Below are 14,221 nucleotides of genomic sequence, written 5' to 3' on the forward strand. Positions count from 1 at the left end.
GCCTTAAAGCGGAACGATCCGCGCGAGCGGCAGCGATCCGCCCGACGGGTTCGGGTGGATCAACTGGTCAAAAGCCGGGCGCAGCATCTCAATCGATGTCGAATGACACGCCCTGCGCCAGCGGCAGCGCCTTGGAATAGTTCACCGTGTTGGTGGCGCGGCGCATATAGGCCTTCCAGGCATCGGAGCCGCTCTCGCGCCCGCCGCCGGTTTCCTTCTCGCCGCCGAACGCGCCGCCGATCTCGGCGCCCGACGTGCCGATGTTGACGTTGGCGATGCCGCAATCCGAACCATCGACGCCGAGGAAGCGCTCGGATTCCTGCAGGTCGCGGGTGAAGATCGACGACGACAGTCCGGCGCCGACCGCATTGTGCTCGTCGAGCACGGCATCGAAATCGGAATATTTCATCACGTAGAGGATCGGCGCGAAGGTTTCTTCGGTGACGGGAGCCACCTGCTTCGGCATTTCGACCAGCGCCGGATGCACGTAATAGGCATCGGGATGGCCATTCTCGACCCGCGAACCGCCGGTCAGCTTGCCACCGTGAGCGGTGGCTTCCTTGAGCGCCTTCTGCATGGCGTCGAAGGCCGCCTTGTCGATCAGCGGCCCGACGAGCGAAGACGTCTCCAGCGGATTGCCGACCGAGACGCTCTCATAGGCCTTCTTCAGCCGCGGCAGCAGCGCGTCATAGACGCTGTCATGCACGAACAGGCGCCGCAGCGTCGTGCAGCGCTGGCCGGCGGTGCCCATGGCGCCAAAGGCGATGGCGCGCAGCGCCATGTCGAGATCGGCGGTCGGGCAGACGATGCCGGCATTGTTGCCGCCGAGTTCGAGCACGGCGCGGGCAAAGCGCTTGGCCAGACGCGGGCCGACATCCCGGCCCATGCGGGTCGAGCCGGTGGCCGAAACCAGCGCCACCTTCGGGTGGTCGACCAGGATCTCGCCGACGGAGCGGTCGCCAATCAGCACCGGTGCCAGGCCCTGCGGCGCATCCGCGCCGAAGCGCTTGACCGCGCCGGCAAAAATCGCCTCGCAGGCGAGCGCCGTCAGCGGCGTCTTTTCCGAGGGCTTCCACACCACGGCATCGCCGCAGACCAGCGCCAGCGCCGCGTTCCACGACCACACCGCGACCGGGAAGTTGAAGGCCGAAATGACGCCGACGACGCCGAGCGGATGCCAGGTCTCCATCATGCGATGTCCCGGACGCTCGGTGGCGATGGTCAGACCGTAGAGCTGGCGGGAAAGGCCGACGGCGAAATCGCAGATGTCGATCATTTCCTGGACTTCGCCGAGGCCTTCCGACGGGATCTTGCCGACCTCGATCGACACCAGCCGGCCAAGCTCGGTTTTGTGCGCGCGCAACTCCTCGCCGAGCAGCCGCACCAGTTCGCCGCGCCGGGGACCCGGCACCATCCGCCAGGCCTGGAACGCCGTGTGCGCGGCATCGATGGTCTTGGCCGCATCGGCCGGCGAAATCGTCTTCAGCGCCGCGATCTGTTCACCCGTCACCGGGCTGCGCACGACGAGGTCGCCGCCGGTCAGCGCGTCCTTGGCCACACCCAGTTTCGCCAGAAGTTCGGCCGTTTCCTTCGCTATCGTCATTTTCATCCCTTTCAGATCCGCTCGCCATCATAGGGCGGCGGTCGAGCCTTGGCGCCATTATCGCCCGCATGCCGCAGGCGCTGTCATGGCGTGCCATTACTCGTTTCAGGGGAAAATCGCCACCCCGGCATGGTCCAAGCCGGGATTGCACGATTGAGCCACAGGAGGAACAGGTTTAGTGCGCTGTCTTCGCCGGCGCCTTCACGGCTCCGTCTCGCATCAGCCGGTCGATATGCATGCGGATATGGGCGGCTTCCGCTGCCGTGTTGGCCAACGCAATGGCGCGATCGAAGGCGACACGCGCCTCTTCGCCACGGCCGAGCTGCATCAACAGACCGCCCTTGAGGCCGAAGAAGTGGAAATAGCCGGACAGCCTCTCGCCAAGCGGCTCGATCATGGCAAGGGCAGCTTCCGGCCCGCGCACCTTGGCGACCGCAACCGCACGGTTCAGCGTCACCACCGGCGAAGGTTGCATCGCCTCCAGCAGGCTGTAGAGCAGGTCGATCTCTGTCCAGTCGGTCTCCTCGGGGGTTGCCGCCCGCGCATGAAGGGCGGCGATCGCCGCCTGCACCTGGTAGGGTCCGGGCTTCTGGTGGCGCAGGGCCTTGTCGACCAGCGCCAGGCCTTCGTCGATCATCTTGCGGCTCCACAGCGAGCGGTCCTGGTCGTCGAGCAGCACGATCTCGCCATTCTCGTCGAAGCGGGCCGGCGCGCGCGCATGCTGCAGCAAAAGCAATGCCGTCAGGCCCATGATCTCCGGCTCGGTCTGGAACAGCCGCAGCAACAGGCGCGCCAGCCGGATCGCCTCCTCGCAAAGCGGCGCACGCGCCGGCGCCTCGCCGCTGTTGGTGGAATAACCTTCGTTGAAGATCAGATAGACCATGGCGGCAACGGCGCCGAGCCGCTCCGAGCGCTCGACCGCGCCGGGCGTCTCGAACGGCACGCCGGCATCGGCAATGCGCGCCTTGGCGCGCGTGATGCGCTGTTCCATGGCGCTTTCGCCGACCAGGAACGCACGCGCGATCTGCTTGACGGTGAGACCGGAGACGATGCGCAGCGCCACCGCGATCTGCTGCGTAGGCGGCAGATCCGGATGGCAGCAGATGAACAAGAGCCGCAATATGTCATCGCGGTAGTGCGCGCCGTCCAGCCGTTCGGCGATATCGCTCTCGGCATCTTCCAGGTCCGAGATCTGGTCCTCTTCCGGCATCGGCGCCTGCTTGGCGCGCTTGCGCACCGCGTCGATGCCGGTGTTGCGGCCGACAAAGATCAGCCAGGCCGCAGGATCGCGCGGCGGCCCGTTCTGCGGCCAGTTCTTGAGTGCCCTCAGGCACGCGTCCTGGAAAGCTTCCTCCGCCGTATCGAGATTGCGGAAATAGCGCAGCAGCGCACCCATAGCCTGCGGGCGGGCAGCGCTGATCGCCGAGCTTATCCAGGCGAGGTCTGTCATGTGGCTACTCTGGTTGGGTTGAAGACGGAAACCGGTCGGATCTCATAGGATCCGCCGCTGGGATTGACCTCGGAAAGCTCGCGCGCGAAGTCGACGGCTTCGTCGAGATCGGCGCATTCCAGCGTGTAGAAGCCGAGGAACTGTTCCTTGGTCTCGGCAAACGGGCCGTCGATGACGACCGATTCGCCCTTGACCTTGCGCAGCGTCGTCGCGGCGGTGGTGGGCAAAAGCCGCGCCACCGGCCCAAGCCGGCCGGCTTGAGCGTATTTTTCCTGCACATGCATGAGCTTTGCCATGACCTCGTCATCCTGTGCCTTGCTCCAGGAGGAGACGACATCTTCGGAGGCATAGCAGAGGATAGCGTAGAGCATGGGACGTCCTTTTCTGTCTCAAAGGACGAAACAGTAGGGCCTATGCCGACATGGCGTCGACAAAAAAGTTACGCCATTTTTGTCAGCCTTCGCTTGCCTTCAACCATCTCAGCACAAGAGCCTCTTCATCATCGAGACCGTCTATCGATCGCTTGCGCTTGTTGGCCTCGGTCATTTCGCTAAGCAGCCGCCCTTCCACCCAGGCTTCGAAAACCTGTGGATGGATGTAGCATTTGCGGCAGACGGCGCGTGTGTTGCCGAGCCGCTCGGCCACCTTGTCGATGACGGCGTTCATTACACGCTTGGTCTGCGCCTGGCTTTCGGGAAGCTCCGTCCGCGCAAACAGCGACGCGGCATGGATGGTGCCGCCCCAGGTGCGGAAATGCTTGGAGCTGAAATTGGCGCCGATCGCGTCGCGGATATAGCGGTTGACATCGTCGGAGCGCACTCCATGCCTCTCGCCATCCTCGTCGAGATATTGGAACAGTTGCTGCCCCGGAATATCCTGCGCGCCGCGCACGACCCGGGCGATGCGGCGGTCGACCAGCTTCAATTTCCATTCCTTGCCGGACTTGCCCTTGAAGGCAAAGCGCAGGCTCGATCCCTTGATGTCGACGTGGCGGTCGCGTAGCGTCGTCAGCCCAAAGCTCTTGTTGTCGCGGGCATAGGCGGCATTGCCGACCCGGATCATCGTGTTGTCGAGCAGCCAGACAATTGCCGCCACGACGCGCTCGGCCGGCAGGCCACGGCGGCGCAGATCGGCATCGATCCGGCGGCGCAGCTCCGGCAGGCTTTCGGCAAAGGCGACAAGGCTGGAGTATTTGGCGCCGTCGCGCTCGGCGGCCCACAGCGGATGGTAGCGGTACTGTTTGCGCCCGCGCTGGTCGCGGCCGGTCGCCTGGATGTGGCCGGCGGGATCGGGCGAGATCCACACATCCGTCCATGCCGGCGGAATGGCCAGCGCCTTGATGCGGGCAATGGCTGCCGCGCCGACGGCCTGTCCTTTCGCGCCCTTGTAGGAAAAGCCTTCGCCCGCCTTCAGGCGCCGGATCCCCGGCTCGCTGTCGCTGATATAGGTGAGCGAGGCCTGTTCGGCAGCGGTCTGCGCGCCGTTCTTCGGCGCTCCATCGTCCCCCCGTCCGGCAGCCGACCGGCCGGATGGCGTCCCAGATTTGTCAAGCATGCCCGCTCCACGAAATTTTTCTCGTAGATAAGCGCTAAGCCGACTGCTGGTTCCACCCCGTTGCTATGGAATGTGGTCGGGTCCACCAATGGTGGCACCAGCCGGCACGGCCATCCAGAGGCCGCCATCGTCGACGTGAGGCGGATGGTAGTCGCGCCCGGGCGGAATCTGTTCGAACACGGCCCCTGCCTCATCGGCAAGGTAGTCATAGCCCACATCCTGCAGGAGCCCCTTTGGATCAAGGTGGTGGTAGAGATTGCGGCGGGCGATCCGCCGCTTCGGCTCCATCATCTTTAAATGATAGAGGTTGAGCCCGCTGTTGCGGGCCTTGAAACCAAGATCGGGAGGATACCAGAGCCCGTGCAGGTCCTCTGGTCGGTACTTCGCCGGATCGTAGGCTCTGAACAGACGATACTGGAACTTTTCGGCCCACAGCCCGTCGACCCGGTACTCGGTCGGCGAATACAATTCGCGGAGCCGGAACCCCCAGGCCATGCGCCTGTAATCCCCCGTCAGCTGTCCGATCCGCTCCGCGGTACCGCGTTCCAGCCGCTCATCGGGATCAATAGCCAGGATCCAGTCGGCGGCAGCTTCATGCGCTGCGACGAGCAAGATCCGCCGCCGCTGCGGCTCGCTGCTGAACACGCCGGTCGCCCCGCGATCGTCATAGGCAATCCAGCCGTCAACGACCGGATCGATATTGGTGATCAGATCGGCAACCAGATGCGCGTCATAACGATAGCTGAAAACTGCGACCGTTCTCTGGCGCGTCCAGAACAGTCGGCTCCGTCGCCAGCGTCGAGGCTTGATTTGGCTCGTTATCATTTTCTTGTTGCCGCTTTCACGCGATTTCGCACGCCAATATAGACACCCACGGATTTGACCAGCAGGGCAAGCCAGACAATTGGCATCGACATCATCGCGAAAGTTCGATCCCGATCGGAAAGCCCGATCTTCGCCAGCTTGCGGGCATTCCGCCGATCGCGAAACGTGTCGCGAAAACACCGAAACGGAGTGTTCAGGGCGGACGCTGCGAGGTAATCGCCGCGGCGACAGCCGCGCCTGTACTGATCGGCAAGCAATCTGGACAGCCGGGTTTCGTTGCGATGAACGGTTTGCACCTTAGGCTCCCAGACCGGCTGCAGTTCCTGCGGCAGCCGCCCCAGGAATTCGGTGTCTTCGGCAGCAGGCATGGTTTCATCGAACAAGCCATATTCATCGAACAGCCGCCGATCGAACGACACGCCGTAACGCAGCGCACGATCCGACGGCAGACCGGGAAGCCGTCGCATGAACATGATCAGATGAGCCGCACAGGCGATCAGATTGCGCGGATGGCTATTCACCATCGCGCTCGCCACGGCGCGGTCGCCAGCCAGATGCCGCTGCATCCGTGCCTCGGCCCAGCCCGAACAGGCGAGGCAATCATCGGCAAGAAAGGCAACGAAAGGCGCTTTGGTGGCCGCAATGCCGAGATTGCGGGCTGCGCCGACAAACAGCCTTCGACCGACCTCGATCACTGGCACCTTGACCCCGGCGCCGGTCAGCAGCGCCAGGACCTCGCCTCCGCCCGAGTTGACCACCATGATCTCGAGCGGCGCATTCTGATCAAGCAGGGATGTCACCGCCTCGACGATTTGAGCCGGCGCGCGATAGCCGATGACAATGACGGCAAGCTGCGGCGGGGCTGATTCAGGCACGTTGCAACTGGACGCGCGGAGAGGAAAACCAGCGCCGCAGCGCCAGCTTCAGCTGGTAGCGCCTGCAACGCCAGGTGTTCGACCGCACCTTCGGCGCCGCCGCCGCGATCCTCAGGAACCGCGCCGCCGTCTCCAGATCGCCGCGCGCATAGTGAACCCTGGCGATCTTGAGGGCGACCAGCCCCTCCCTGGTTTTTAGCGACGACAGTGGGATGCCACAGTCAGTCAGCTCGCGCAGCGCCAGCCGCCAGTCGAGAAAGCGGCGCACCGGCCTGGTGATGAAGCGATCATCGGAACGCACTGCCGAAACGTGGTAGATCATGACGGGATGCACGATCAGGGCAAGCGACGCCCTGCCCATCAGCCTGGACCAGAACAGCGTGTCCTCGTCATAGGCAAGCCCGGTCGGGAAGCGCGTGTCGCCGACGACGCGCCGGGAAACCAGCGCACTGCCCACGGCGATCGAGCGAATGTGACCTTCCAGATAGGCCGAGGCATTGGCTATACCATCTTCTATGTAGCCGGCTGGAAGCTTGAGGTTCCGGTTCTCGCCATCGGTGCGCCGACGGTAGGCGCCGATCACCATGTCGGCGGCCGGCTGCGCCCCCGCCCGGACCAGCATCGACCGCAGCCCGCCCTCCAGATGCAAGTCGTCGGCGTCGATCAGGTAGATCCAGGAGCATTGCGCCTGCGCCAGCGCCACATTGCGGGAGCCGCCCGCGTCCCGGCAACTGCTCATGAGCACGCGCAACGGCAACGAGAATTGCGTGGCGGCATTCAGCGCGGCTTCTGCCGTCCCGTCCGAGGAGGAATCGTCGACCAGCAGCACCTCGCCGATAACCTCGGCTTCGGAACGAAGCGAGGCCAGCGTGGCCGCTATGGTTGCCGCCGCATTGTGCGCCGGGATGATGACACTGATTGCCGTCAATACCGAACTCCGCATCAGCATGCCTGCCGACCGATCCTCCCCGAAGTTTCAACCGAGCATAACGGGCATGGCCGTTGTTGAGAAGCTGTGCTTCGAGGCTGTCAGGCCTTCTCGAGCGCGACCGGGATGACGTCGACGGCCTGGTCGCCGACCTGGCCGCCGGTGGTTTTCAGCACGCCGACGATCGGAGCCACGTCGGAATAGTCGCGGCCATAGCCAACGGTGATGTGGTCGTTGCTGGCCCGCATGCCATTGGTCGGGTCGAATTCCTGCCAGCCGGCATCGCGCCCACACCACACCTTGACCCAGGCATGCATGGCATCGGCGCCTTCGAGCCGCGGCTTCCCTTTCGGGGGAATGGTGCGCAGGAAGCCGCTGACATAACCCGCAGGAATACCTAGCCCGCGCAGGCCGGCGATCATGATGTGGGAGAAGTCCTGGCACACGCCCCGCTTCAAACGGAAGGCATCGCTGGCCCCGGTACGCACCGTGGTCGCTTCCCCGTCATAGGTGAAGTCGCGGTGGATGCGGTTGCACAGATCGATGGCCATGCCGACCGTCGAGCCGCCGGCGCTGTCGCGGGCATAGGCGGTGATCGCCGCATCGATGCCGGCATGATCGCTGGCGGCGAGAAAGTGATGCGGTGCATCCGGCGCCAGTGACCGTACGGCGCCGAGTTCTTCCCGCAGCCGCTGCAGATCGGGCGACACGTCGAGCCCAGGCTCCGGCCGTGACACCGACACGCGCGCGCTCATTCTGATGTCGAGCCCGTCATGGACGTCGCGAAAGGCGATCGCGGTGACATTGTTGCCGAAGAAATCGGCAAAATCCGTGCGCTCGGATGGGGTCGGCACAAACGAAAGCGAGGCCGCGATCACGCGCTGCACGCCGGCAATGGTCGGCGGCAATACACGCACCTGATGCCGGCTGCCACCGGCCGCGGCGTCATAATCGTAGCTGAGATGAAGCCTGATATCGTACAGCATGTTAACCGAAATACGCTTTAGCCAGGCTGCTGTAGAGGTTGCCGATCTCAGTTGCGAGATCGTCCAGCACCTCCGACGACATCTCCGATGGCTCCATGACGGCAATTGCCGTGTTGAGCTGCAGGATTTCCTTGGCCGCGACCGACATATGCCCCTCCGGGCCAACCGAGGGCAACAGGCCGATCTCCGCCTTCAGCCGTTCGAGCTGGAACAGGATCGAGCGCGGGTTGAGTGGGTCGAGCGCCAAGAGGTCGATCACCGTGCGCCGTCCGGCCCGCACCGGATATTGCCGGCGGTGGGTCATGACGCTGTCGCCGATCTCCAGCATCATGTCGAGCGAGCCGTCCGGCGCACCGGACCTTGTCAGTCGGGCTAGCGTACGGGCGATCTGGATGCCGCGCTCGATCCGCCGGCCGATCTCGAGGAAACGCCAGCCGGTGAAACGGTACATATTCTCGTGCAACAGGCCAGAGAAACCGGCGAGCTTGCGCAGCATGACCGTCATCGCCCGTGTCGCGTCGTCACCCGGCGCCACCGTGGTGGCGAACTGATGAATGGTCTTCGACAGGTCCTTCAGCGCCAGCCAGCCATCGGGCGAAAAGCGGTCGCGGATCTGTCCGGCGCTGTAGACGGCGCTGTCCAGCGTGCCGATCAATCCGGGCGGAATGGCCGCTTCGAGATCGACGCCGAAGGGTTCGAGATAGTCCCTGATATCGGCGAGCAGCAGCATGTCAGGATCGGACGTCTCGGCCAGCCGCACATGATAGGCGCGCAGGATGCGAACCGTATCCTCCGAGCGCTCGATATAGCGGCCGAGCCAGGTCAGGTTTTCCGCCGCGCGGCTGGGCAGGCTGCCCGGCATGGTGCGGACAAAGCTGTCATGCTCCTGCGGCAGCAGCGTCTCGCGCTCGACCGACCGGTCGCTGACCACCCAGACGTCGGCCGCCTGGCCGCCGCGCTGCATGGCGATGGCTGTCGGGTCGAGCGACAGGCCGACACGGGCGAAACCGCCCGGCATTACCGTCCAGCCATCGGGCGTGCGCGCCAGATAAACGCGCAGGCTTGCCGGTCGCGGTTCCAGCCAGCCGCCGACATAGACCGGCGTCGTCGACAGCGTCACCGCTTCCTGGCCGACGAAACCGCTGCCATCGCTCTCGATGCGCGCGATCAGCGCGATGCGTTCCTCCGGCGTCAGTGCCGAACCGAGCCTGGTCTGGCCGTCATCCTCGAAGGCCAGCCGCGTCGACAGCGCCGGACCGATCACCATGCGATCGATGTTGGCAAGCACATGGGCCCGTTCGGTTGCTTGCCCGCACCACCAGGTGGCGACGCTTGGCAACAGAAGTTCTTCGCCGCGCAATGCGCGCGAAATCTTCGGCAGGAAAGCGAGCAGCGCCCGGGTTTCCATCAAGCCCGAACCCAGCGCATTGACCGTCGACACGGTGCCGCGGCGGATCGCCTCGACCAGCCCCGGGGTGCCGATATGCGAGTCTGGCCGCAGTTCCAGCGGATCGGCGAAGGCGGCATCGAGCCGCCGCCACAGCACGCTGATCGGCATCAGCCCGGAAACCGTGCGCACCATCAGCTTGCCGCCGGAGACGGTCAGATCCTCGCCCTCGAGCAGCATGATGCCGAGATAGCGGGCGATATAGGCGTGCTCATAATAAGTCTCGTTGAGCGGCCCCGGCGTCAGAATGGCGACGCGGCCGTCATTCTCCTTCGCCATGCCGATCAGAGCATCGCGAAAGCGACGGAAGAAACCGGCCAGGCGATGCACATGCATCTCGCCATAGATGTCGGACAAAGCCCGCGTCGTGGCGACGCGGTTTTCCAGCGCAAAGCCGGCGCCCGACGGCGCCTGCGTGCGGTCGCCCAGCACCCACCAGCTTCCATCCGGCCCACGGCCGAGCTCGAAGGCGCAAAAATGCAGGAAATGACCGCTGGCCGGCATGGTGCCGACGACGGGGCGCAAATATTCGGGGCTCGCCGCAATCAGGCCTGCCGGCAGGATTCCCTTCTCGATCAGCCGGTTCGGCCCGTAGATATCAGCGACTATCTCCTCGAAAAGGTCGGCCCGCTGGACGAGACCGGCGCTGATTCCTGCCCATTCCTTGTCTTCGATCAGCAGCGGGATATGCGCCAACGGCCATTCGCGCTCATTGGCGCCGGCCTTGTCGTAGACGCGGTAGTAGACCCCGGCATCGCGCAGATACTGGTCGGCGCGGGCAAAGCGCTGGCCGAGCTTTTCGGGACCCAGCTCCTCCAGCGCCTCGATGAAGGGCGCCCAGGCCGGACGCGGATGGCCCGAAGCATCGACCATCTCGTCGACGACGCCGTCAATCGGCTGGTAGTGCTCCAGCAGACTGTGCCTCAGCGGCTTGCCGCGGACCTTTTTCTGATTCCCCTTTGCCATCGCTGATCAGAGTCTTGCTGGCCGCCTGAGGTCAAGGGTCATGGGGAAGTCTTCAGAGGCTTCTTCATTGCGCAGCACATAGGCCGACGGCGTATGGCCGCGCGGCTCGAAGCGGGCGAGACGCCTCGCCTCGGCCTCATTGCCGTTGACCGGGAAAGTGTCGTAGCTGCGCCCACCTGGATGCGCGACATGGTAGACGCAGCCGCCCACCGCCCGCCCCGACCAACGGTCGTAAATGTCGAAGACCAAAGGCGTGTTGACCGGCAGCGCCGGATGCAGGCCCGACGAAGGCTGCCAGGCCTTGAAGCGCACACCGGCCACCGCGACCTCGCGATTGTCGGTGACCTTCATCGGCACGATTCGGCCATTGCAGACAATGGCATGGCGTTCCGGGTTGAGGCCTTCGGTCCTGACCTGCAGCCGTTCGACCGAGGAGTCGACGAAACGCACAGTGCCGCCGATTGCGCCTTGCTCGCCCATGACATGCCACGGCTCCAGCGCCTGCCGCAGTTCCAGCTTGATGCCGGCATGCTGGACTTCGCCGCAGAACGGAAAGCGGAACTCCAGCTGGGCATCGAACCATTCCGGCCGGAATTCGAAACCGTTGAGCTTGAGGTCGTCGAGCATGTCGAGGAAATCCGCCCAGACATAATGCGGCAGCATGAAACGGTCATGGAGCGAGGTGCCCCAGCGCACGAAGCGGCCATCAAGCGGGTTGTTCCACGCACGGGCGATGATGGCGCGTACCAGCAATTGCTGCGCCAGCGACATGCGCGCATTGGGCGGCATCTCGAAACCGCGGAACTCGACAAGCCCAAGCCGGCCGGTTGGGCCATCGGGTGAAAACAGCTTGTCGATGCAGATTTCCGAGCGGTGCGTATTACCGGTGACGTCAGTCAACAGATTTCGGAACAGTCGGTCGACCAGCCAAGGCAGCGGTGGGTTGCCCTGGCCCGGATGCGGCACCTGCGCCATCGCGATCTCGAGTTCGTAAAGCGAATCGTGCCGCGCCTCGTCGAAGCGCGGCGCCTGGCTGGTCGGGCCGATGAACAGGCCGGAGAATAGATAGGACAGCGACGGGCGCCGCTGCCATTGCAGCACCAGGCTCTTCAACAGATCGGGCCGGCGCAGGAACGGGCTGTCATTGGGCGTCGCGCCGCCGACGACGACATGGTTGCCGCCGCCGGTACCGGTGTGGCGGCCATCGATCATGAACTTGTCGGCGCCAAGCCGCGTCTGCCGTGCTTCCTCGTAGATCGCCGTCGTCGTCGCCACGCAGTCCTGCCAGTTGGCAGCCGGATGGATGTTGACCTCGATGACGCCGGGATCGGGTGCCACCCTGATGACGTTGAGGCGCGGATCGTGCGGCGGTCCATAGCCTTCGATATGCACGGGAAGGCGGATCGCCTTGGCCGCGTTTTCTGCGGCTGCGACCAGTTCGAGATAATCTTCCAGCGCCTCGACCGGCGGCATGAACACGCAAAGCCGCCCGTCGCGCGGCTCGACCGAAAGTGCTGTACGCACCGCGCCGCCGATCTCGGTGATCTCCTGCTCCACCCGGTCTTGCTGGCCGGTCGTCGCAGTGAACGATACCGCCTGCTGGCGCCGCGCCATCTCGTCGGCGCCTTCCAGTTCGGCCGGAGCCGGTTCTGGCAGTATGGCTTCCCGCGCCGGCAGCGGTCCACGCGGCAGCGACGGATCGACCGGCACAATATAGGGGAACTGCGCCGGCGGCACATAGGGCAGCGTGCCCAGCGGCAGGCGGTAACCGACAGGGGAATCGCCCGGCACCAGGAACAGCCGCCCGCGCCGTGTCTTCCACTTCTCCGAGCGCCAGCGCGGGTCCGAAGCCTGGCTGTTCCAGCGCTGCACCGGCAGCACGTAGCCGGACGGCCTGGTCAGCCCGCGCTCGAACACTTTCGCCATGCGGCTGCGCTCTTCCGGGTCTTCCAGCTTGGAGTTGGACGGATCGACATTGTCGGGCAGCTTGCCTTCCTTGAGCAGCCATTCGGCCGGGTCCTCATAGGCCTCGCTGACCATCGCCTTGTCGATGCCGAGTTCGCCGGCGATTGCCGTCAGCAGGTTTTCCGCCTGCTGCGGCCCGACCTTCGCATCGCTCTTTTCGTGTGCGATCAGCGACGGATCGCTCCACACCGGCTGGCCGTCGGTGCGCCAATACAGCGAGAAGGTCCAACGCGGCAGGCTCTCGCCCGGATACCATTTGCCCTGGCCGTAGTGGAGGAAGCCGCCCGGCGCGAAGCGTTCGCGCAATTTACGGATCAGCGCATCGGCCTTTTCGCGCTTGGTCGGGCCGACGGCGGCGGTGTTCCACTCGGCGGACTCGAAATCGTCGATGGAGACAAAGGTCGGCTCGCCGCCCATGGTCAGCCTGACGTCGCCCGCTTGAAGTGCGGCGTCGACCTTGTTGCCCAGCCCATCCAGCGCCTGCCAGCTTTCGTCCGAGAATGGCTTGGTGATGCGCGGATGTTCGGCGATGCGGTCGACACGCATGTCGAAGCCGAATTCGACATTGGCGAAGCTCGCCATGCCGGAAATGGGTGCGGCGTTGCGGAAATGCGGCGTGGCCGCCAGCGGCACATGGCTTTCGCCGGTGAGCAGGCCCGACGTCGGATCGAAGCCGATCCAGCCGGCGCCCGGCAGATAGACCTCGCACCAGGCGTGCAGGTCGGTGAAGTCGACGGCGGTTCCGGCTGGGCCATCGAGCGCGACCAGATCGGGCTTCAGCTGGATCAGATAGCCTGAGACGAAACGCGCGGCGAGGCCGAGATTCCTGAGAATTTGCACCAGCAGCCAGCTCGAATCCCGGCACGATCCCTTTTTCGCGGCCAGCGTTTCCTCCGGCGAGAACACGCCGGTTTCCATCCGCACGATATAGGCGATCTCCCGCTGCAGCCGCGCATTGAGGTCGACGACGAAATTGACGGTGTTGGTGGCGCTACGGTCGATGGTTGCGAGGAAAGCCGACAGCAGCGGCCCCGCCGGCTCCGGCGTGCGGTAGATGGCGAGATCGTCCCTGATGTCTTCGGGGTACTCGAACGGGAAGGTCTCGGCCGATGGCTCGACGAAGAAATCGAACGGATTGTAGACCGTCATGTCGGCGACGAGATCGACCTCGATCTTCAATTCCGTCACTGGTTCCGGGAAGACGAAGCGGGCCAGGAAATTGCCGTAGGGGTCCTGCTGCAGATTGACGAAGTGGTTCGCCGGCCCGACCTTCAGCGAATGGCTGAGCACCTTGGTGCGGGAATGCGGTGCCGGCTGCAGCCTGATGACCTGGGGCCCGAGAACCACCGGCCGGTCATATTTGTAATGGGTCAGGTGGTAGACGGCTGCCAGTATTGCCATGGGGCCCCGGAGATCGGCGTTTCTTCAGCCGAACCCTGACACATCTATTGGCCATTCTCCAAGCAGAGATGTTGCGCTGCACCTAAATTAAGCAGCCGAAGCCGGCTACGCTGTGTCGAGATTCAGGTCAGGCCGAGTCGAAAATGGCTGATACCGAGAACCGGAGCAGAGCGTACTTTTGGCACGCGAGCACCGGAAGCGCAGGTATCGGCCATTTGCAG

The 14,221-nt window shown here is 64.5% G+C and carries 10 protein-coding genes; all 10 read right to left on the bottom strand.

Annotated features, from left to right (window positions below):
- Nucleotides 1-88: 88 nt before the first annotated feature.
- The 10 genes from amaB to NKK52_RS18615 all read right to left on the bottom strand — a co-directional run bounded on the left by amaB (nt 89) and on the right by NKK52_RS18615 (nt 14,000).
- Entirely contained in the window at nt 89-1,603 is a 1,515-nt protein-coding gene (gene amaB / locus NKK52_RS18570) for an L-piperidine-6-carboxylate dehydrogenase (RefSeq protein ID WP_023671784.1), read from the bottom strand.
- A 175-nt stretch (nt 1,604-1,778) separates the two neighbouring features.
- Nucleotides 1,779-3,053 (bottom strand): RNA polymerase sigma factor, encoded by a 1,275-nt coding sequence (locus NKK52_RS18575; protein ID WP_023683451.1) that lies wholly within the window; start codon nt 3,051-3,053, stop codon nt 1,779-1,781.
- A complete protein-coding gene (locus NKK52_RS18580) occupies nt 3,050-3,424 on the bottom strand; it encodes a YciI family protein (RefSeq protein ID WP_023671781.1) in 375 nt (124 codons plus the stop codon). Before NKK52_RS18580 ends, NKK52_RS18575 begins: the two co-directional genes overlap by 4 nt.
- Before the next feature lie 82 nt (nt 3,425-3,506).
- Nucleotides 3,507-4,607, bottom strand: a complete 1,101-nt coding sequence (locus tag NKK52_RS18585; RefSeq protein WP_023683452.1) for a DNA topoisomerase IB — start codon at nt 4,605-4,607, stop codon at nt 3,507-3,509.
- 63 nt (nt 4,608-4,670) lie between these two features.
- Nucleotides 4,671-5,432 carry a hypothetical protein gene (locus tag NKK52_RS18590; protein ID WP_023683453.1) on the bottom strand — a complete coding sequence of 254 codons (762 nt, stop codon included), beginning with the start codon at nt 5,430-5,432 and terminating at the stop codon, nt 4,671-4,673.
- Nucleotides 5,429-6,307: a glycosyltransferase family 2 protein gene (locus NKK52_RS18595; protein ID WP_023741010.1), complete on the bottom strand. Its 879-nt coding sequence runs from the start codon at nt 6,305-6,307 to the stop codon at nt 5,429-5,431. Before NKK52_RS18595 ends, NKK52_RS18590 begins: the two co-directional genes overlap by 4 nt.
- On the bottom strand, nt 6,300-7,235 hold the full coding sequence (locus NKK52_RS18600; RefSeq protein WP_023713997.1) for a glycosyltransferase family 2 protein: 936 nt from the start codon (nt 7,233-7,235) through the stop codon (nt 6,300-6,302). Before NKK52_RS18600 ends, NKK52_RS18595 begins: the two co-directional genes overlap by 8 nt.
- A 101-nt stretch (nt 7,236-7,336) precedes the next feature.
- Nucleotides 7,337-8,221, bottom strand: a complete 885-nt coding sequence (locus NKK52_RS18605; RefSeq protein WP_023683456.1) for a transglutaminase family protein — start codon at nt 8,219-8,221, stop codon at nt 7,337-7,339.
- A 1-nt stretch (nt 8,222) separates the two neighbouring features.
- Nucleotides 8,223-10,634 carry a circularly permuted type 2 ATP-grasp protein gene (locus NKK52_RS18610; RefSeq protein ID WP_023683457.1) on the bottom strand — a complete coding sequence of 804 codons (2,412 nt, stop codon included), beginning with the start codon at nt 10,632-10,634 and terminating at the stop codon, nt 8,223-8,225.
- Between the two features lie 6 nt (nt 10,635-10,640).
- Nucleotides 10,641-14,000: a transglutaminase family protein gene (locus tag NKK52_RS18615; protein WP_023683458.1), complete on the bottom strand. Its 3,360-nt coding sequence runs from the start codon at nt 13,998-14,000 to the stop codon at nt 10,641-10,643.
- Between the last annotated feature and the right edge of the window lie 221 nt (nt 14,001-14,221).

This window comes from Mesorhizobium sp. C277A, assembly GCF_040324395.1.
Classification (GTDB): Bacteria; Pseudomonadota; Alphaproteobacteria; order Rhizobiales; family Rhizobiaceae; genus Mesorhizobium.